Origin of the sequence: Kitasatospora sp. NPDC101235 (assembly GCF_044767505.1) — a bacterium.
Lineage (GTDB): Bacteria > Actinomycetota > Actinomycetes > Streptomycetales > Streptomycetaceae > Kitasatospora.
Genome location: NZ_JBIWNZ010000020.1, coordinates 85938 through 104054, shown reverse-complemented (window position 1 = coordinate 104054; position 18117 = coordinate 85938). Strand labels below are relative to the sequence as shown.

At 73.8% G+C, this 18117-nt stretch carries 16 protein-coding genes, 1 tRNA gene and 1 riboswitch; of the genes, 11 read left to right on the top strand and 6 right to left on the bottom strand.

Features of this window, described 5'->3' with window-relative positions; genetic code table 11:
- Nucleotides 1-167: 167 nt before the first annotated feature.
- The 4 genes from ACIRRH_RS28940 to ACIRRH_RS28925 form a co-directional block, all read right to left on the bottom strand.
- Nucleotides 168-1151 carry a DUF5926 family protein gene (locus ACIRRH_RS28940; protein WP_403073260.1) on the bottom strand — a complete coding sequence of 328 codons (984 nt, stop codon included), beginning with the start codon at nucleotides 1149-1151 and terminating at the stop codon, nucleotides 168-170.
- A gap of 69 nt (nucleotides 1152-1220) precedes the next feature.
- On the bottom strand, nucleotides 1221-1640 hold the full coding sequence (locus ACIRRH_RS28935; RefSeq protein WP_403073258.1) for an ATP-binding protein: 420 nt from the start codon (nucleotides 1638-1640) through the stop codon (nucleotides 1221-1223).
- A gap of 421 nt (nucleotides 1641-2061) precedes the next feature.
- On the bottom strand, nucleotides 2062-2886 hold the full coding sequence (locus ACIRRH_RS28930) for a glycerophosphodiester phosphodiesterase family protein (RefSeq protein WP_403073256.1): 825 nt from the start codon (nucleotides 2884-2886) through the stop codon (nucleotides 2062-2064).
- Between the two features lie 88 nt (nucleotides 2887-2974).
- On the bottom strand, nucleotides 2975-4363 hold the full coding sequence (locus tag ACIRRH_RS28925) for a purine-cytosine permease family protein (protein WP_403073254.1): 1389 nt from the start codon (nucleotides 4361-4363) through the stop codon (nucleotides 2975-2977).
- Nucleotides 4356-4500: riboswitch (TPP riboswitch) on the bottom strand. Its footprint overlaps the gene before it by 8 nt.
- A gap of 218 nt (nucleotides 4501-4718) precedes the next feature.
- On the opposite strand from ACIRRH_RS28925, the gene ACIRRH_RS28920 reads away from it, so the two are divergent.
- The 5 genes from ACIRRH_RS28920 to ACIRRH_RS28900 all read left to right on the top strand — a co-directional run bounded on the left by ACIRRH_RS28920 (nucleotide 4719) and on the right by ACIRRH_RS28900 (nucleotide 10435).
- Nucleotides 4719-6497 (top strand): S1C family serine protease, encoded by a 1779-nt coding sequence (locus ACIRRH_RS28920; RefSeq protein ID WP_403073252.1) that lies wholly within the window; start codon nucleotides 4719-4721, stop codon nucleotides 6495-6497.
- 63 nt (nucleotides 6498-6560) lie between these two features.
- Nucleotides 6561-6648, top strand: a tRNA-Ser gene (locus tag ACIRRH_RS28915).
- Between the two features lie 163 nt (nucleotides 6649-6811).
- Nucleotides 6812-7639 (top strand): MerR family transcriptional regulator, encoded by an 828-nt coding sequence (locus ACIRRH_RS28910; protein ID WP_403073251.1) that lies wholly within the window; start codon nucleotides 6812-6814, stop codon nucleotides 7637-7639.
- A 45-nt stretch (nucleotides 7640-7684) separates the two neighbouring features.
- Nucleotides 7685-8908 carry an MFS transporter gene (locus ACIRRH_RS28905; RefSeq protein ID WP_403073249.1) on the top strand — a complete coding sequence of 408 codons (1224 nt, stop codon included), beginning with the start codon at nucleotides 7685-7687 and terminating at the stop codon, nucleotides 8906-8908.
- Nucleotides 8909-9070: 162 nt separating this feature from the next.
- Nucleotides 9071-10435 carry an FAD-binding oxidoreductase gene (locus ACIRRH_RS28900; RefSeq protein WP_403073247.1) on the top strand — a complete coding sequence of 455 codons (1365 nt, stop codon included), beginning with the start codon at nucleotides 9071-9073 and terminating at the stop codon, nucleotides 10433-10435.
- Between the two features lie 297 nt (nucleotides 10436-10732).
- Here ACIRRH_RS28900 and ACIRRH_RS28895 read toward each other — a convergent pair whose 3' ends face one another.
- Nucleotides 10733-10888 (bottom strand): hypothetical protein, encoded by a 156-nt coding sequence (locus ACIRRH_RS28895; protein WP_403073246.1) that lies wholly within the window; start codon nucleotides 10886-10888, stop codon nucleotides 10733-10735.
- Between ACIRRH_RS28895 and ACIRRH_RS28890 the strand changes: the two genes are divergently transcribed.
- Together ACIRRH_RS28890 and ACIRRH_RS28885 are read left to right on the top strand one after the other, a co-directional pair.
- The gene (locus ACIRRH_RS28890) at nucleotides 10887-11048 is read left to right on the top strand and encodes a hypothetical protein (protein ID WP_403073245.1); all 162 of its coding nucleotides are present in this window, start codon (nucleotides 10887-10889) and stop codon (nucleotides 11046-11048) included. The genes ACIRRH_RS28895 and ACIRRH_RS28890 overlap by 2 nt on opposite strands.
- Nucleotides 11049-11548: 500 nt before the next feature.
- A complete protein-coding gene (locus ACIRRH_RS28885; RefSeq protein WP_403073243.1) occupies nucleotides 11549-12349 on the top strand; it encodes a pyridoxal 5'-phosphate synthase in 801 nt (266 codons plus the stop codon).
- A gap of 55 nt (nucleotides 12350-12404) precedes the next feature.
- Here ACIRRH_RS28885 and ACIRRH_RS28880 read toward each other — a convergent pair whose 3' ends face one another.
- Nucleotides 12405-13472, bottom strand: coding sequence for an EamA family transporter (locus ACIRRH_RS28880; protein WP_403073242.1), 1068 nt, complete (start codon nucleotides 13470-13472; stop codon nucleotides 12405-12407).
- A gap of 152 nt (nucleotides 13473-13624) precedes the next feature.
- Here ACIRRH_RS28880 and ACIRRH_RS28875 point away from each other — a divergent pair, with 152 nt between their 5' ends.
- The 4 genes from ACIRRH_RS28875 to ACIRRH_RS28860 all read left to right on the top strand — a co-directional run bounded on the left by ACIRRH_RS28875 (nucleotide 13625) and on the right by ACIRRH_RS28860 (nucleotide 18093).
- Nucleotides 13625-14497, top strand: coding sequence for a DUF1906 domain-containing protein (locus ACIRRH_RS28875; RefSeq protein ID WP_403073240.1), 873 nt, complete (start codon nucleotides 13625-13627; stop codon nucleotides 14495-14497).
- A 45-nt stretch (nucleotides 14498-14542) separates the two neighbouring features.
- Nucleotides 14543-15751 (top strand): hypothetical protein, encoded by a 1209-nt coding sequence (locus tag ACIRRH_RS28870; RefSeq protein WP_403073238.1) that lies wholly within the window; start codon nucleotides 14543-14545, stop codon nucleotides 15749-15751.
- Between the two features lie 6 nt (nucleotides 15752-15757).
- Nucleotides 15758-16303, top strand: coding sequence for a hypothetical protein (locus tag ACIRRH_RS28865; RefSeq protein ID WP_403073236.1), 546 nt, complete (start codon nucleotides 15758-15760; stop codon nucleotides 16301-16303).
- Between the two features lie 128 nt (nucleotides 16304-16431).
- The gene (locus ACIRRH_RS28860; protein WP_403073234.1) at nucleotides 16432-18093 is read left to right on the top strand and encodes a long-chain fatty acid--CoA ligase; all 1662 of its coding nucleotides are present in this window, start codon (nucleotides 16432-16434) and stop codon (nucleotides 18091-18093) included.
- The last annotated feature ends 24 nt before the right edge of the window (nucleotides 18094-18117 follow it).

Sequence of the window (18117 nt, the reverse complement as noted above, 5' to 3'; positions counted from 1 at the left end):
GAAAAACAAAAGATCCGGCCGCTGGCGACGGGGGATGCACCAGCGGCCGGACTCTTTAGACAGTAACAAGGATCCGCGCCCGCGCCAATTTCCAAGACGCCCTGCACGCCCGGAAATTGCGCGTTCACCGTGGCAATGTGACGCGTATCACGCAGATCCGGTGCGCTTTAGTTCAAGGTGACCTGACGGTTCACCAGGTTCGCGCGGGCGCGCCGCTCCTCGGCGGTCAGCGGGGTTCCGTCGGCGAGCACGGCGGCGAGCCGCTCGGCGAACTCGGCGGCCGGCTTCTCGCAGTCGGCGGCGGTCATCGCGAGCGGGAGGTCCCACACCGGGACGGTCAGGCCGTGCGCGCGGAAGGAGCCGACCAGACGGGTGTCCGCGCCGAGCGAGGCCTCGCCGGCCGCGTTCAGCCGGGCCAGCGCGTCCAGCAGCTGCTCCTCGGGCACGGTCATCACCCAGCGCAGGTGGTTCTTGTCCGGAGTGCCGCACCAGTAGGCGGAGTCCACGCCGGCGAGCTTCTCGGTCGGGATGGCCGAGGCGTTGGCGCGCTCCAGGGAGGCGGCGACCTCGCCGGTGGCGGACTCGGCGTCCTCCAGCCAGAACTCGAAGCCGGTGTGCACGGTGGGCGTGAACGCGGCGGTGGTGTCCAGCAGGTCCTGCAGGCGGCGCCCGCCCGGGACGGTCCGGCGGGCCGGCACCGGGCTGCCCGGCTCGGTGGCCAGGGCCAGCTCCAGGGCGTCCGCGAGGTCGCGGCTGAGGTCGCCGGAGGCGGACTGGGTCTGCAGGCCGAGCAGGATCGAGCCGTCCTGGCGGCGCAGGGCCGGCCAGGCCAGCGGCAGCACGGTGGCCAGGGTCACCGACGGGACGTCGCCGGTCGCGCCCTCGGCCACCCCGGCGGCCAGCGTCAGCGGCACCGTGGCGGCGGGCACCAGCTCGCGCAGCGCCACCCAGTCGGCCTCGCCCGGCAGGCCCTCGAACGGGCGGTGCACCAGCTCCTGCACCGCGTGCGAGGCCTCCCGGCCGTGACACGCCTTGTACCGGCGGCCCGAGCCGCAGGGGCAGTCCTCGCGGGCCCCGACCACGGGGATCTCGCCCGTGACGGCGGTGGTGGACTGGCGCTGCGGCGCCTTCTTGGCGGCCTTCTTGCCCATGCTGCGGCTCTCCCGGGAACGGTGGTTCTGTGTTCCGGGAAGCCTAACGACACATTCCCCGGGCCCGGCTCACGCGCTACGGGCATCGCCCCCGGTGTGCCGGGCGTGCCGGGCCCGGGCGGGCAGCGCCGCCCAGACCGTGACCTCGCCCGGGGCGTCGCGCACGCCCCAGTCGCTGGCCAGCTGGTCCACGATGCTCAGGCCGCGGCCGCCGCGGGAGGTCAGCGAGGGACTCGCGGGCAGCGGCCGGGTGGCCGCCCCGCCGTCCGTGACCTCCAGGGTGAGCACCCCGTCGGCGTGCATCTGCCAGCGGATCAGCACCCCGCCGTGCGGCTCGTCCGGGCCCTCGGCGGACTCCCGGCCGCCCTGCGCGGAGTGCGCCCCGGACGGGAGGCCGACCAGCACCTGTCCGAGCACCTCGGCCCGGGCGCTGCGGCCCAGTGCCGGCAGCGGGCCGAGCGGACGGGCGTACCGACAGGCGTTGCTCAACAGCTCGGAAAGGATCAGAACAGCATCATCGATGACCGGTTCCGGTATCTGCCGGTCACCCAGATCTCGACGCAGTCGGCGCCGTGCGACCCCGACACTCGCTGGGCCGTGCGGCACTGCCATGGTCGATGAGGTCGGCCCAACTCCTGTGGGCACAGTACGCGCCACCATCAACGCCACCCCCGGACCTCCTTCAGCGTATGCCGAGGGAGAGATGCCCCTTGGTAATGCGTCGGAAACGAGCACCGGACGATCCCGCGAGCCCATTTCGAGTGCGGCAACCGACGGTCGACATCAGGTCATTCCGCGCTCACCCTCTGTCGCCCGGATGCAAGAATTCCGGCAATTTCGTGCGAGGAAGGTTTGACTGCCGACCAGCATGATCGGATCGGACGGGTATGGCCTTCGGCGCGTCGGCGGATCACCGTCCGAGCTGCGCCAGCACCTCCGCGGGCCGGTTGGTGATGATCGCCGACACTCCGAGCTCCAGGCAGAGCTCGACGTCGGCCGGCTCGTCCACCGTCCACACGTGCACCTCGTGCCCCAGCTCGCGCAGCCGGGTCACCAGCTGCGGGCGGGCCCGCACCAGCTCGATGCCCGGGCCCGCGATCCGCGCCCCGCCCGGCAGCGGCGAGCCGGCGCGCAGGCGGCCGATCAGCGGCAGGGTCCGCTCGAACAGGAAGACCTGACGGTACTCCGGCGCGGCGGCGGCCACCCGGTTCAGCGCGACCGAGGAGAAGCTCATGATCCGGGCGGACGGGCGGTCGCCGTCCCGGGTCGCGCCGATCCTGAACCGCTCCAGCGTCCGCAGCAGTTCGGCCTCCACCCGGCCCCGGAAGCGCACCGGGTGCTTGGTCTCGATCGCCAGGTCCACCGGGCGGCCGCACTCCACCACCAGCTCCAGCAGCCGCTCCAGCCGCAGCACCCCGCGCAGCTCCGGGTCGGTGCTGGGGCGGCCGGTCTTCCAGGCGCCGAAGTCGTACGCCTCCAGCTCGGTGAGGGTCATGGCCGAGACGGTGCCGCGGCCGTTGGAGACCCGGCCGATCCGGCGGTCGTGCACGCAGACCAGCGCGCCGTCGGCGGTGACCCGGACGTCGCACTCCAGCGCGTCCGCGCCCTCGTCGAGCGCGCGCCGGTAGGCCGCGAGGGTGTGCTCGGGCAGGGCGTGGGAGGAACCGCGGTGGGCGATCACCTGGACGGGGGGCACGGTGCGCGCCGTCGTCGAGGACAGGTCTGGGCTGGTCACAGGGCCAACGATAGGCGGCGGAGGTGAAGCGCGGACAAAGACGGCCCCAACCCGTGGGGCCGTCTGCGCCTGCGCTTGCCCGGTCTCCTCAGCGGCGGTTGGCGCGGCGGCTGAGCGGGGTGAGCGCCCAGGTGGCCAGGGCGGGCACCAGGAAGGCGAACAGCGAGGCGGAGGTCCACTCCTGCGGGGTGAAGTGCAGCGCCTCCTGGGCGGAGGTCCAGAAGTCCGTCCACCAGTCGGCCACCTTGGTCGGCGCGATGAACTGGTAGACCGCGAAGCCCAGCGCCCACGGCAGCAGCATCAGCCAGCGGGACGGCGCGTCGGCGGAGAGGTCCCAGCCGCGCCGGCCGGCGCCGAGGAAGTAGTCCACCGCGAGCACCGCCAGCAGCGGCACGAACACCGAGCCGATCAGGCCGAGGAAGCCGTAGTAGGTGTCGGTGAACTCGTCGATCTGCAGCGCCAGCACGGTGGTCAGTGCGCCGATCGCGCCGGAGAGCACCCGGCGGTCCACCTTCGGCAGCAGGTTCTGCACCGACATCGCGGTCGAGTACACGTTGGCGAAGGACTGGTCGGTCTCGCGCAGCACCAGCACCAGCAGGAACAGCCAGCCCGCCCAGACCCCGAGGAAGGAGTCGAAGATCCGGTTCGGGTCGCCGTCCGACTGCAGCAGCGCCATCAGGCCGAGCACGTAGCACCAGACCTGGGCGATCGTGTAGCCGGAGAAGCTGCCCCAGAACGCCGAGCGCGGGGTACGCGAGTGCCGGGTGTAGTCGGCGGCCAGCGGGACGAAGGAGACCGACACCGCGATCATCGCGTCGGTGGCGCCCAGGAAGCCGTGCCAGTTGCCCGCGCCCGGGTCCGGCACGCCCTGGCGGCCCAGCTGGACGGTGAAGTACACCATCGCCACCGCGACCGCCCCGGCCACGAAGCGGCGCAGCACCGCGATCGAGCCCAGCGGCCAGATGGTCAGCGCGGTGGTCAGCGCGCCGGCGAGCAGGACGAACAGCCAGCGGTAGCCGGCGGTGTGCGCGACGGTCTGCGCGCCCGCCGAGATGGTCAGCAGCTCGAACACGCCCCAGCCGACGCACTGCACGATGTTCAGCACCGTCGGCAGGTAGGACAGCCGGGTGCCGAACAGCCCGCGCAGGTTCGCCATCGCGGGGGCGCCGGTGCGGGCGCCGATCAGTGCGGCCACGCCGAGCATCGCGGTGCCGACCGCCGTACCGATCGCGATCGCGGTCACCGCGGCGGCCAGCGACAGCTCACTGCCGGGGGCGCCGAGCACGGTGGCGGCGGTGGAGAAGCCGATCAGGCTGACGCCCAGGTTCATCCAGAGCGCGAAGTGGTCCCGGAAGCGCAGCGTGCGCGGCGGCTCGGTGTCCAGGACCAGGGGGGCCTCGGGGCGCTCCAGGACGGCGGTCGCACTCGAAGAGGTGGCGTTCGCGCCCGAAGAAGAGGATGGCGAAGCAGGCGGCATGGCCGATACTCCCTACGCCGGCATTACCCGGACAGGTTCCGGCGGTCAGCGCCCCCTCGAACGTCCGCCACTCGTGTGGCGTACGGTCGACATGCGCACTCTCAGCCTGGTGGGTCCAAGCTCCCGCGTGTCAGTTTGGAGCGACAGGCTAACCGGCACGGGGGCGAACGCCCAAGGCCGAGGGAGTCGCGGTCCATCGCGGGACGTCCGGCGGGGGAGGGGAGCCTCGGCCGCCGGTACCGGCGTCGGTGCCGGCTAAGGATTCTTATGAGTTCTTCAGAGGGGTCCTTACGGCAATCGAATCGACAGTGCGAAAAACTATGGTCCTTGGTTCTGCCAGCTATGGAGGTCGTCCGTGAGCACCGAGCGCGAGGTTGGGCCCACCGGGCCGCAGGGGGAGCAGCCCGCCGGCCGGGGAGCGGCCGAGTCCGCTTCCGAGGGCCCCGCTCAGGGCGGGCACCAGCCGACCATGGCCTTCCGGCGGGTGCCCGAGCCGGAGGCGGGTGCCGTCGAGGCCGGTGCCGTCGAGTCCGGGCAGGGCCCGGTCGACGCGCCTTCGGCCGAGGGCGGGCACAAGCCGACCGTCGCCTTCACCAAGGTGCCCGCACCGGAGGCCCCCGCCGCCCCCGTGGCCCCCGTGCCGCCCGTGGCGCCTGCCGCGCCCGCCGCCGAGGAGCCTGCCGTCGACCCGGCCACCGGCTACATCGACGCGCCGCCGCCCGTCCTGCCGCCCGCCCCGCAGGCCCCGGCCCTGCCGCCGGTCGGCAACCCGTACGCCACCCCGACCCACGGGGTCCCCGCCGTCGGCGCGCACGAGGGGTACGGCGCCGCTCCGGCCGTTCCCGCCGCCCCCGCCGCGCACGGCCACCACCCCTTCGGGGCCGGCCAGCCGCTCGGTGGCTGGGGCCCCACCCACGACTCCACCTCCGGCGGCGCGGGCCACCCCGGTGGCCCGGCGGGCCCGCTCGGCTACCCGGCGGACTACCCCGGCGGTCCGGCCGGCCCCGGCGCGCGCAAGAAGCGCGGCGGCCTGGTCGCCCTGATCGCGGCCGTCGCGCTGGTCGCCGGTGTGGCCGGCGGCACGCTCGGCGTGACCGTCGCCAACCGCGCCGACAGCAGCAGCTCCCCGAACGACCACCGCAGCACCACCGTCCAGGCCAGCGACACCCAGAAGAACGAGGCCGCCCCCGGCTCGATCGCCGCCATCGCGCAGAAGGCGCTGCCCAGCGTCGTCACCATCAAGGCGCAGGGCAACGGCGAGTCGGGCACCGGCACCGGCTTCGTCTTCGACACCGAGGGCCACATCCTCACCAACAACCACGTGGTGGCGCCGACCCTCAACGGCGGCAAACTGACCGTCAAGTTCGCCGACGGCACCTCGTACAGCGCCTCGGTGCTGGGCCACGCCGAGGGTTACGACGTCGCCGTGGTCAAGATCGACAACCCGCCCAAGAGCAAGCTGGCCCCGCTGCCGCTGGCCGACTCCGACAAGGTCAACGTCGGCGACGCCACCATCGCGATCGGCGCGCCGTACGGCCTGGAGTCCACCGTCACCAGCGGCATCATCAGCGCCAAGGACCGCCCGGTGGCCTCCGGCGACGAGACCGGCTCGCAGGCCTCGTACATGAACGCCCTCCAGACCGACGCCTCGATCAACCCCGGCAACTCCGGCGGCCCGCTGCTCGACTCCGGCGGCGCGGTGATCGGCATCAACTCGGCGATCCAGTCCAACGCTTCCGCCAACGGCCGGGCCGGCAGCATCGGCCTGGGCTTCGCCATCCCGATCAACCAGGCCAAGTGGGTCGCGGACACCCTGATCAAGACCGGCAAGCCGGTCTACGCCAAGCTCGACGTGCTGCGCAACGACGACTACAAGGGCGACGGCGCGCAGATCCAGACCAAGGACATCCAGGGCCAGCCCGCCGTCACCCCCGGCGGCGCGGCCGACAAGGCCGGCCTCAAGCCGGGCGACGTCATCACCAAGCTCGGCGGCGTCCCGATCGAGAACGGCCCCGCCCTGGTCAGCCGGATCTGGACGCACAAGCCCGGCGAGACCGTCGACGTCGAGTACACCCGCAACGGCCAGACCTTCAACACCAAGGTCACCCTCGGCCAGCGCGAGGGCGACCAGTGACCCCCGCCCGCGCCGAAAGGTGTGCGCCGAACCCCGCCGGACCCGTTAGGCTGACCTCCGCCTGGAGAGCTGCCCGAGCGGCCTAAGGGAACAGTCTTGAAAACTGTCGTGCGGTGACCCCGTACCGTGGGTTCGAATCCCACGCTCTCCGCCGGTAGGAGAACCACCTGCTCAGGGCGGGTGCCGAGACCACTCGGCACCCGCCCTCGGTGTTTCCCCGGTGGCCGCGGTCGCCGGCTGTGGAGCGGCCGGGAAACGGATGCGGGCGGCCGGGTTGACCCTGACACGGTGGCAGGGGATGGAGTGGTCGCATCATGTTGAACATCGGAGACTTCGCCAGCCACGGCCGGGTGTCGGTGCGGATGCTGCGCCACTACGACGCGATCGGGCTGCTGCGGCCCGCTCGCGTGGACCCGGTCAGCGGGTACCGCTTCTACGAGGCGTCCCAACTCGCCCGGCTCAACCGGGTGATCGCGCTCAAGGAGCTCGGCTTCACGCTGCAGCAGGTGCGCGCCGTCCTGGACGAGCAGGTGGACGCGGCCGAACTGCGCGGGATGCTGCGGCTGCGGCGGGCCCAGCTCGCCGAGGCGATCGCGGCCGACGAGCTGCGGCTGACCCGGGTGGAGGCGAGGCTCCGGACGATCGAGAGTGAGGGGACCATGTCCACGCACGATGTTGTGGTGAAGTCGGTGCCGGCCGTCCGGGTGGCCCAACTGGCCGGTGTGGCCGCGAGTTACGAGCCGGAGGACATCGGACCGGTGATCGGGCCGCTGTTCGCCGAGCTGTGCCGGCGGCTGGCCGAGGCCGGGATCGAGGCGACCGGCCCGTCCGTCGCCCGCTACCAGGACGCGCCGGAGGGCAACGGCTCGGTGCTGGTCCTGGTCGCCGTCCCGGTCGGCCCGTCGGTGCGGCCGGACGCGCACGACTTCGAGGTGCTCGACCTGCCGCCGATCGAGGAGGCGGCGACGATCGTGCACCGCGGTCCGATGGACGAGGTGCTGGGCACGGTCCAGGAACTGGCCCGCTTCATCGAGGGGAACGGCTACCGCTCGGCTGGCTACGCCCGGGAGCTGTACCTGGAGTGCCCGGAGGACCGGGCCGGATGGGTCACCGAGCTCCAGGAGCCGGTGGTCCGCCGGTAGCGGTGGTTGCCCTCGACCAGGTCGAGGGCCCTAGCGTCGCCCGGCATGACCACCGCCTCCACCACCAGCGGCTCCGGCCCGTCGCCGCGGGCTGCGCTGCCCCGGACGTACCTGCTCTGGCTGGCCGGTGTCCAGGCCGGACTGCTGGGCGACGCCGCGCTGTACTTCGGCCTCGGCTGGGCCGCGTCCGCGCACGGTGGTGGAGCGGCCGGACTGGTCCTGACGGCGATCACGGTGCCGCGCACCGCGCTGGTCCTGCTGGGCGGTGCGGTCGCGGACCGGTTCGGCGCCCGTCGGGTGATGATCGTCGGGGACACGGTGATGCTGGCCGCGACCGTCGCGTTGGCGCTGGTGGCGGCAGACCGGGGGACGCCGCTGTGGCTGCTGGTCGCGGCGGCCGCCGTGATCGGGACGGTGGACGCCTTCCACCTCCCGGCGAGCGGTTCGATGCCGCGCCGGCTGGTACCCGCCGACCGGCTGCCCCGGGCACTCGCCCTGCGGCAGGCCGGCGGGCAGACCGCCGTCCTGCTCGGGGCGCCGCTGGGCGGCCTGCTGGTCGCGGGCGGCGGACTGTCCGGCGTGGCGCTGGCGGACGCGGCGAGCTTCGGGGTCGTCCTGCTGGTCCTGCGGCGGGTGCGCCCCCGGGCGGACGGGCCGTCCGGTCCACGGGCCGGCCTGCTGCGCGACGCGGCGTCCGGCGTCCGGCTCGCCCTGGCGGACCCGCTGCTGCGGGCCGCGCTGCTGCTCACCGGCGTGGCGGCCGGGGCACTGCTGCCGGTGGTGTCACTGCTCGGCCCGCTGCTCGCCCGGGCGCACGGCTGGGCGGCCGGAACGGCGGGACTGGTGAGCGCCGGGCAGGCGGCCGGGGTACTGGCGGTGGCCGGCCTGGTCGCCCGGCGGGGCGCGCTTCCCCGGGCCGGGGTGGGGGCGGCGGCCGGGCTCTGTGCGGCGTCGGCGGGGATCGCGCTGCTGGCGGCGGCCGCGGGACCGGCGGCGGCGGTGGCCGGCAGTACGGTGGCGGGTCTCGGCTCGGGGCTCTTCGCCTGCCACCTCGGCCCGCTGGTGCTGACCGGCGCGCCGCAGACCCATCTCTCGCGCGTCCAGGCCCTGTTGACGCTCGTGCAGAGCCTGGCCCTGGTGCTCTCGAACGTCCTGCTGGGCCTGCTCTCGGACGCGATGGGTGCCGCCCTGCCGACCCTCCTCTGCGCGCTCGCCACGGCTGCCGCCGGCCTCACCGCCCTGGCCACCCCGACCCTCCGCCGGGCCTGAGCCACGCGGCCGTCTTTCCGGTCGGCACCCCGGGCGTCGCCCACGTCCGGAGGCTTCGCGGTGCTCCTCCCCACCCGTCCGCTTCGCGGCCCACTTGCCCGGCCCCTGCCGTCCGGGCAGAGTGCGGAGGTGGGGGCGGGCGGGCGGCGAGTGGAGGCGGCGATGAGTGATCTGACGGACCGACTGGCACGGGGCCTCCCGGACGGGGCCCTCGTGGTGGACCCGGACGTGACCGCCGCGTACCGCCACGACATGGCGGGCTTCTGCGCGGCCGGGCAGCCCGCCGTGGTGGTGTTCCCGGAGACGGTCGAGCAGGTGCAGCACGTGCTGCGGACCGCGACCGAGCTGCGCGTCCCCGTGGTGCCGCAGGGCGCCCGGACCGGGCTGTCGGGCGCGGCGAACGCGGTGGACGGCTGCGTCGTGCTGTCGCTGGTGAAGCTGAACCGGATCCTGGAGATCGACCCGGTGAACCGGATCGCGGTGGTCGAGCCCGGCGTGGTGAACGCCGAACTCTCCCGCGCTGCCGAGGAGTCGGGTCTCTCGTACCCGCCGGACCCGTCCAGCTGGGAGTCCTGCACGATCGGCGGCAACATCGGCACCGGCGCGGGCGGTCTCTGCTGCGTGAAGTACGGCGTCACCAGCGAGTACGTGCTCGGGCTGGACGTGGTGCTGGCGGACGGGCGGCTGTTGTCCACCGGCCGCCGGACGGCGAAGGGCGTGGCCGGGTACGACCTGACCAGGCTGTTCGTCGGCTCGGAGGGGACGCTCGGCGTGGTGGTCCGGGCGGTGCTGGCGCTGCGGCCGGCGCCGGCCCCGCAGCTGGCGTTGGCGGCGGAGTTCCCGAGCGCGGACGCGGCCGGGGCGGCGGTCTGCGAGGTGATGGCACGCGGTCTGACGCCGTCGCTGATGGAGCTGATGGACGCGGTCTCGGTGCGGGCCGTCAACGAGTTGGGGCGGATGGGACTGCCCGAGTCCACCCAGGCGCTGCTGCTGGTGGCCTTCGACGGGCCGGACCGGGTGGCCGAGCTGGCGCGGGTCGCGCAGCTGTGCCGGGAGGCCGGGGCGACCGAGGTGGTGCCGGCCGAGGACCAGGCGGAGTCCGATCTGCTGCTGGCCGCCCGGCGGATGGCGCTGCCCGCGATGGACCGGCTGGGCACCACGATGATCGACGACGTGGCGGTGCCGCGCTCCCGGCTGGCGGAGATGCTGAACGGTGTCGCGGTGATCGCGGAGCGGCACGGGCTGACCATCGGGGTGGTCAGTCACGCCGGGGACGGCAACACCCACCCGATCGTCATCTTCGACGCCTCGGACGGGGAGCAGACGGCCCGCGCCCAGCGCTCCTTCGACGAGATCATGGCACTCGGGCTGGAGCTCGGCGGCACGATCACCGGGGAGCACGGGGTGGGGCTGCTGAAGCGGGACTGGCTGGCCCGTGAGCTGGGCCCGGTGGCGTTGGACCTGCAGCGGCAGTTGAAGGCGGTCTTCGATCCGCTGGGCATTCTGAATCCCGGCAAGATGATCTGATGTCCGTGCGCCTGGACGGATTTTCTGCGCCCGCACCCCCGCCGTCATGATGTGACTTTCCGATGGTCTGTGAATGGCCTGGAAAGTCGACATGGGAGGGTGATCGAACTTTTCAGGGGCGCGTTTGTGGTTCGTGTGCGCCGGGGTGGTGCAACCGGCGGATCGCGTGATGCTGCTGCGCCGCCCTCCGGGGCGCCTCCGTCGGCGCCTGCCCGGGTGAACTCCCAGCTCGGCCGGGGTGTGTCGGCGCGCTGTCCGCTTTCCCGGTCGTTATGCGCGGGTCGAGTGGATATCACGCTAACGGGCGAAATCCGCCCTGCGGGCTAGTGCTTTGTCGATTTGTTGCGGAAGGCTGTCCTCCGGCGTCGCAGCCCGCAGGTGTTCGTCTGACCGGCGAACCTTGCGCACCTTGATCGACCATTGCACGATTAACTGCTTCTCGGAGGCATTCATGGCTCGCATCCACACCCGTCGGATGGCCGAAATCCTGCTCGCCGGCCCGCTCGCGGCCCGCCTGCTGCCGGCCGGTGCCAGTGCTGCCGCCGCCGCCGACAACGGCGCGGGTACCGGGGCCGGTTCCAACGCCGGTGTGGTCTCCGACACCGTCGGCTGACCGACCGCCCGGCCGAGTGACGGCACCGGGCACCACGGACGGCGGGGGCGCCGGACGTGGGTGGCCGCGGGTGAGCTGAGCAGCCGCGGACGGGCCCGGACCGGAACGGAACGGCCGGAACGGACACCGAGGTACCAACGCATCACACCAGAGGGGCCAGAGGGAACAGAGGGAACAGAGGGAACAGAGGGAACAGAGCATTCGACCGGCCGGCGGAAAGGGTCACCGCGAAACCGGTCTCGTGGGCGGTGCCGCCATCGGCACCGCCCACGAGTGTGTCCGGCACCCCCGGACTCCCCGGCGGCCGGCCCGGGTTCCCCTGCTCGGCCACCCCGGAATCCCCCGCAGACCGGCCCTGATCCGTCCACCGAGGGCCCGCGCCCGGAGCCGTCGGGGTACGGCGGTACGGTTGCGCTCCGACAGCGCACCCAGGTGCCCGGGCCCGGAAGGACCGGCCCGGCCGGGGCGGCGACCGCGGCAATCGGAAGGAAGGGTGCGCGATGGCGGCGGAGGAGGAGGGCCTGACCGGCCCCGACGAGGCCAGGCCCGCACCGGAGCCCGGGTCGGAGCCGGCGGCGGAGGTGCGCCCGGAGCCGACGGCCGATCCGGTCCACGAGCACCGGTCCGGGCCCAGGTCCGTCCCCGAACTGCTGCTCGGCCGCCCGCCGATGGCCCGCCCGCTGCCGTCCTTCGACCACGAGGCCGCCCCCGCCGAGCCCGGCCCGCTGTTCGTGGACTGGCTCGCCACCGCGCTGCACGCCGGTGTGCTGGACCCGCAGGCCTTCACCCTTTCGACGGTGGACGCCGACGGCATGCCGGACGCCCGGGTGCTGGTGCTGCGGGACGTCGATGCGGCCGGCACCGGCTGGAACTTCTCCGCGGACGCCGACAGCCCCAAGGGCCGTCAGCTCGCCGGCCACCCCGCCGCCGCGCTGACCGTCTACTGGCCGCAGCTGGGCCGCCAGGTCCGGGTGCGCGGCACCGTCGAACGGGCCGCCGACCTGGTCGCCGCCGCCGAGTTCGCCACCCGCTCGCCCGCCGCCCGGGTGCACGCGCTGGTCGGACGGCAGAGCGAGCCGCTGGGCTCGTTCGCCGAGTACGACGAGGCGGTGGCGGTCGTCCGTCGTCGGCTGGAGGCGCACCCGGACGCGGTCCCGCCCGGGCACGCGGTCTACACCCTGTGGGCGCACGAGGTGGAGTTCTGGCAGGGCGACGCCCAGCGCCGGCACATCCGGCTGCGCTACACCCGCACCGGCCCGGTCAGCTCCCCGGAGTGGTCGCGCAGCCTGATCTGGCCGTGAGCCGCTGAGCCGTGAGCCGCTGGGCGGCTTACGCGCCCGTAGGCCGACCGGCCCGTCACCGCCGCCCGGTCAGCGTGGCACCCACGCTGGCCGCGACCACGCAGCCGATCCCGGCCAGCTGCGGTACGCCCAGCAGCTGGCCCAGCACCACCAGCCCGACCAGAGCGCTGACCGCCGGCTCCAGGCTGACCAGCACGCTGAACACCCGCTGCGGCATCCGTCGCAGCGCGGTCATCTCCAGCGCGTACGGGATCACCGGCAGCAACAGCGACACCCCGGCCACCGCGGCGAGCAGCGCCGTCGGCGAGGCGCCGGGCGCGGTGAGCCCGTGCCAGGCCTGGCCGAGCCCGAACGGCGCCAGCGTCAGGGCGCCGACCGTCATCGACACCGCCAGGCCCTTGAACCCCTGGAAGGCCGCGCCGACCTTGTCGGTGAACAGGATGTACGCGGCGTAGCAGGCGGCCGCCCCGAACGCGTACAGCAGGCCGACCGGGTCGAGCGACCCGCCGCCGTCCCCCTCGCCGAGCAGGGTCAGCAGCACCACGCCCGCGGCCGCGAGCAGCGCCCAGAGCAGGTGGCTGGCGCGCCGGGCGAAGACCAGCGCGACCGCGAGCGGGCCGAGGAACTCGATGGTCGCGGCGGTGCCCATCGGCAGCCGGTCGATCGCCCCGGCGAACAGGAAGGTCATCCCGGCCGAGGCCATGCCGAGCAGCGCGGCCGCGGCGAGGTCGCGCGGGCGCTTGTCGCGCAGCTTCGGCCGGGTGACGGCGAGCAGGATGACGGCGGCGAAGCCGAGCCGCAGGAAGGTCGTGCCGCTGACGCCGAGCGGGCCGAACAGCGGCTTGGACAGCGCGATGCCGGTCTGTACCAGGAACATCGCGGTCAGACAGAGAAGCGGCGCCGGGATCCTCTCCGGGCGCCGCAGGATCTTGCCGAACCGGCCGGTGGACCGGCCGGGGTGGACTTCGGGTGGCGCCGCGGGGCCGGACGCCCCACCTCGTCGCCAGCTTCCCCGCTCGCCGGCAGGCTCGCCCTTGGGGGCGGGCGGCATAGCAAGGGCCTCGGCGACGGCGGCGGCCGACGACGAGGCGGCGGGGGTTTCGCTGGTATGGGAGGTGGGCATATTCGTGAGTTTGCCGTAAGGAGTGACAAACCGGCAAGCTCGTTACAAAAATCGGGACGGATGCGGACGGGTGCATCCGAAAGGGTGGGCCCGCGCGGGTGCTGCGGCGTGGTTGCCGCGATCGTCCGACGGCTCGTCAGTATCAAGGCGGGGTGCGCCATCTCCGCTCCGCCGCCCTCCTCGCCGCCGCCCTCGTCCTTCCGCTGGCCACCGACGGGACGGGCGTGCGCGCCGAAGCCGCCGTCCCGGCCGCCGTCGCCGCCCCCCGCATCCGGGCCGTCACGCTGCCCGACCGGTCCGGCCCGCCCCGGCCCCTTGACACCTGGAACGGCCGGGCCTTCGACGCCTGCACCGCACCGCCGCTCGACACCCTGCGGGCCTGGCGCGGCACCTCCCCGTACGGGGCGGTCGGCATCTACACCAGCGGCTCCCAGCGCGGCTGCACCCAGTCGAGGCTCACCGCCGAGTGGGTGCGCCAGGCGAGGGAGCTGGGCTGGCGGTTCCTGCCGGTGCACGTCGGGCTGCAGGCGCCGTGCGCCGACCTGAGCCACAAGCCCAAGCGGATCGACCCGGCGAGGGCCGTCGAGCAGGGCCTGGAGGAGGGGGCTGAGGCCGCCCAGGCCCTGCGTTCGCTCGGGCTGGCCGAGGGCAGCCCGGTCTACCTGGACATCGAGGCCTACCCGATGCGCGACCCGGCCTGCGGCCAGGCCGTGGTCGACTTCACCCTCGGCTGGACGGCCGGCCTGCACGCCGCCGCCTACCGCTCGGGCTTCTACTCCAGCCTCGACTCCGGCATCGCGGACCTCGCCGCCGCCGCCCGGGCCGGCAGCTCCCCGATGCCCGACGCGCTCTGGTACGCCCGCTGGGACGACCAGGCCGACACGGCCGGCTCCGGCGGTATCGCCCCCGACCTCTGGAGCCTCCACCAGCGCGTCCACCAGTACCACGGCAACGTCGAGGAGACCTTCGGCGGCGCGACCCTCACCGTCGACCGCAACCACGTGGACGGTCCGACCGCCGACTGAGACCCGCAGATAGGGTGGCCCCCGATCGAGCACGGGGGGAACGGCATGGTGAACGGCCAGGGGCACGGCGGCGCCGACGGGTACGGCGCGCCGCCGCAGCAGAACCCGTACGGGCAGAGCCCCTACACGCAGAACCCGTACGCGCAGCCGGTGCCGCCGCCGCAGCCGTACCCGCCCCGGCAGCCGCAGCCCGTCCCGCCGCAGCAGGCCCACCCCGATCCCCAACAGCCGTACGCCGCCGCCGGGTTCGGCACCCCGCCGCAGCCCGGAGCCGGCCGCCCCGGCGGCTTCCCCGGCCCCGCGCCGCGCCGCAACCGCGTGGCCGTGCTGGTCCAGTTCCTCCTCCAGTGGATCTACGCGCCGCTCTGGATCCTCGGCCTGGTGCTCCTCTTCATCGTCCTGATCTTCGCGGACTACAGCGGGGGAGGCCCCAGTTCGGACGGCTGGTTGAAGGTCAACCGCAGCTTCATTCCGCCGCGCCGGCTGCGGGCCGAGCTCACCGGCCGGCCGGAGCACTGGGAGCGCTACGTCGCCCCGGTCCTGGCGCGCCGGATCGCCGCCGCAGAGGCGACGCACGCGGCCGGTGGCGGCGAGGTGCAGGCCGACCTCGGCCGGGTGGTGCGGACCGGGTTCGCGCTGCGGCTCTACCGCGGCCTCGGCGCGGCCGGCGTGGTGCGGCTCGCCGAGCAGCGCGGCTGGCACGGCGTGGCGTCCGGGACCGACGCCGGGCACGTCCGGATCGCCCGTCACTTCCCCGCCCCGGCCACGCTGGACGCACCCTCCCCGCAGGACCCGCCCGCCGCCCCCGGCACCCCGTGGGGCCCGCAGCCGGTCCGCTTCGCGCCGCTGCTGCCGTTCGTCTTCCTGCTCCAGATCGTCTACGTCCCGGTGTACGGTCTGCTCACCTTCTGGGTGAACCACCCCGAGCCCGACCACTGGGACCGCTGGGGCGCCCGCTGGACCGTCGGCCCGCGCGCCTTCCGCGCCGAGTTCACCAACAGCCCCGCCGCCTGGGACCGCCACATCCGCCGCATCCTCAAGCGCGACACCAAGCGCACCGGCACCGCCTCCGCCGGCACCCGCACCCCCGACGGCACCCTCGTGCACCGCATCCGGCTCAACCGCGCCACCTACCGCGGCGCCGGGGCCCACCAGGCCCTGCGCATCGCCGCCGAACAGGGCTGGACCCTCGACCCCGCCTACACCCCCGACCCGGCCAACTCCCTCCGCCTCTGCCGCTCCGACCGGCCCTGACCTGTGATGCGCAGGGGTGGACGGGCGGCCGCGGTGCTGGCGGTCGGGCTGGTGCTGGGCGGATGCCGGGGAACGGCGGACGACCCGCCGACGGTGTACACCAACCGGCTGCACACGGAGGGGGCGGCCCGGCCCGACTACTGGGTGCGGGCGCCGTACGACCGGTTCGCGCTGGAGGTGGAGGAGAGCGCGGGGCCGGACGGGGGCAAGCGGTGGCGCGGGGTGGTGCGGGCGTACACGCCGGCGAAGAGCGGCGAGGGCACGCTGAAGGACGTGCTGTGGCGGGACGACACGCTCTACGACAGCAGGAAGGACCAGCCGGAGTACCGGTGGCAGGAGGGTGGCACACAGGTGTGGATCTTCACCGGCCGGCGCCGGGCCGTAGTCACCGCTGAGGACGAGGTGCGGGTGGTCGAGGCGGGTGCCGGCGGGGTGTGGCGGAGCCGGACCCTGGCCGTCGCGGAGTATTCGGGCGTTCCGGCGGACGTGCGGGCCGCGTTGCCCTTGTGGCTTCGGGAGAGGCCGGAGGGCCGAACCGGGACGAATCCGTGATCCGTGCAACGGGGTCGGGATACTGACAGCGGGGGGTGGGGGCGGCACAATCGGGCACGTCCGCGCGCATTACCGCCCGGTAGGTGCCGCAGGCGCAGCCGCCAGTGCCGCCAGGTCAAGGAGGACCCGTGTTCAGCACGATGCAGGACGTACCGCTCACCGTCGCCCGAATCCTGGAGCACGGGTCCACGATCCACGGCCGCTCGACCGTGACCACCTGGGACGGCACCGGGCCGGTCGTCCGCAGTTACGCCGAGGTCGGCGCGCGGGCCGCGCAGCTCGCCTGCGCGCTGCGCGACGAGCTGGGGGTGCGCGGGGACGACCGGGTCGCCACCCTGATGTGGAACAACACCGAGCACCTGGAGGCGTACCTCGCCGTCCCCTCGATGGGGTCCGTGCTGCACACGCTGAACCTGCGCCTGCCCTCCCAGCAGCTGTCGTTCATCATCAACCACGCCGCCGACCGCGTGATCATCGTCAACGGCACCGTCCTGCCGTTGCTCGCCGCCGTCCTCCCGGACCTCGCGCCGACCCTCAGGCACATCGTGGTGAGCGGCCCCGGCGACCGCTCGGTGCTGGCCGGCTTCGCGGGCGGCGTGCACGACTACGAGGAGCTGATCGCCGGCCGGCCCACCGAGTACCCGTGGCAGCACGACATAGACGAGCGGCAGGCCGCCGTGCTCTGCTACACCTCCGGTACCACCGGGGACCCGAAGGGCGTGCTCTACAGCCACCGCTCGGTCTACCTGCACTGCCTCCAGGTCAACACCGGCGACAACTTCGCCTTCACCCCGCGCGACACCGCGCTGCCGGTGGTGCCGATGTTCCACGTCCAGGCCTGGGGCATCCCGCACGCGGCCTTCATGTCCGGTGCCAACCTGCTCATGCCGGACCGCTTCCTCCAGCCCAAGCCGATGGCCGAGATGATCGCCGCGGTGAAGCCCACCGTCAGCGCCGCCGTCCCCACCATCTGGGCCGGCCTGCTGGACGAGCTCGACGCGGGCGACTACGACACCTCCAGCCTGCGCATGGTGGTGATCGGCGGCAGCGCCTGCCCGCCGTCGCTGATGAAGGCCTACGAGGAGCGCCACGGCATCCGGGTCCTGCACGCCTGGGGCATGACCGAGACCTCCCCGCTCGGCTGCTTCGCCCAGCCGCCGGGCGGCCTCACCCCCGAGCAGGAGTGGCCGTACCGGATCACCCAGGGCATCTTCCCGGCCTCGGTCGAGGCCCGGCTGATCGGCCCGGGCGGCGAGCGGATGCCGCACGACGGCGTCTCGGCGGGCGAGCTGGAGGTGCGCGGCCCGTGGATCGCCGGGGCGTACTACGGCGGCGCCGGCCAGGACCCGGTCCGCCCGGACGACAAGTTCTCCGAGGACGGCTGGCTGCGCACCGGTGACGTCGGCACCATCACCGCCGACGGCTACCTGACCCTCACCGACCGGGCCAAGGACGTCATCAAGTCCGGCGGCGAGTGGATCTCCTCGGTCGAGCTGGAGAACGCCCTGATGGCCCACCCCGACGTGGCCGAGGCCGCCGTGGTCGCCGTCCCGGACGACAAGTGGGGCGAGCGCCCGCTGGCCACCGTGGTGCTGCGGCCGGGCGCGATCGTCGGGCTGAAGGAGCTGCGGGCCTTCCTGGGCGAGCGGATCGCCTCCTGGCAGCTGCCGGAGCGCTGGTCGATCGTGGAGTCGGTGCCGAAGACCTCGGTCGGCAAGTTCGACAAGAAGGTGATCCGGGCCAGCTACGCGGCGGACGAGCTGGACGTCACGGTGCTCGGCAAGGAGTAGCCGCGAACGCGAGGAGGCCGGGAC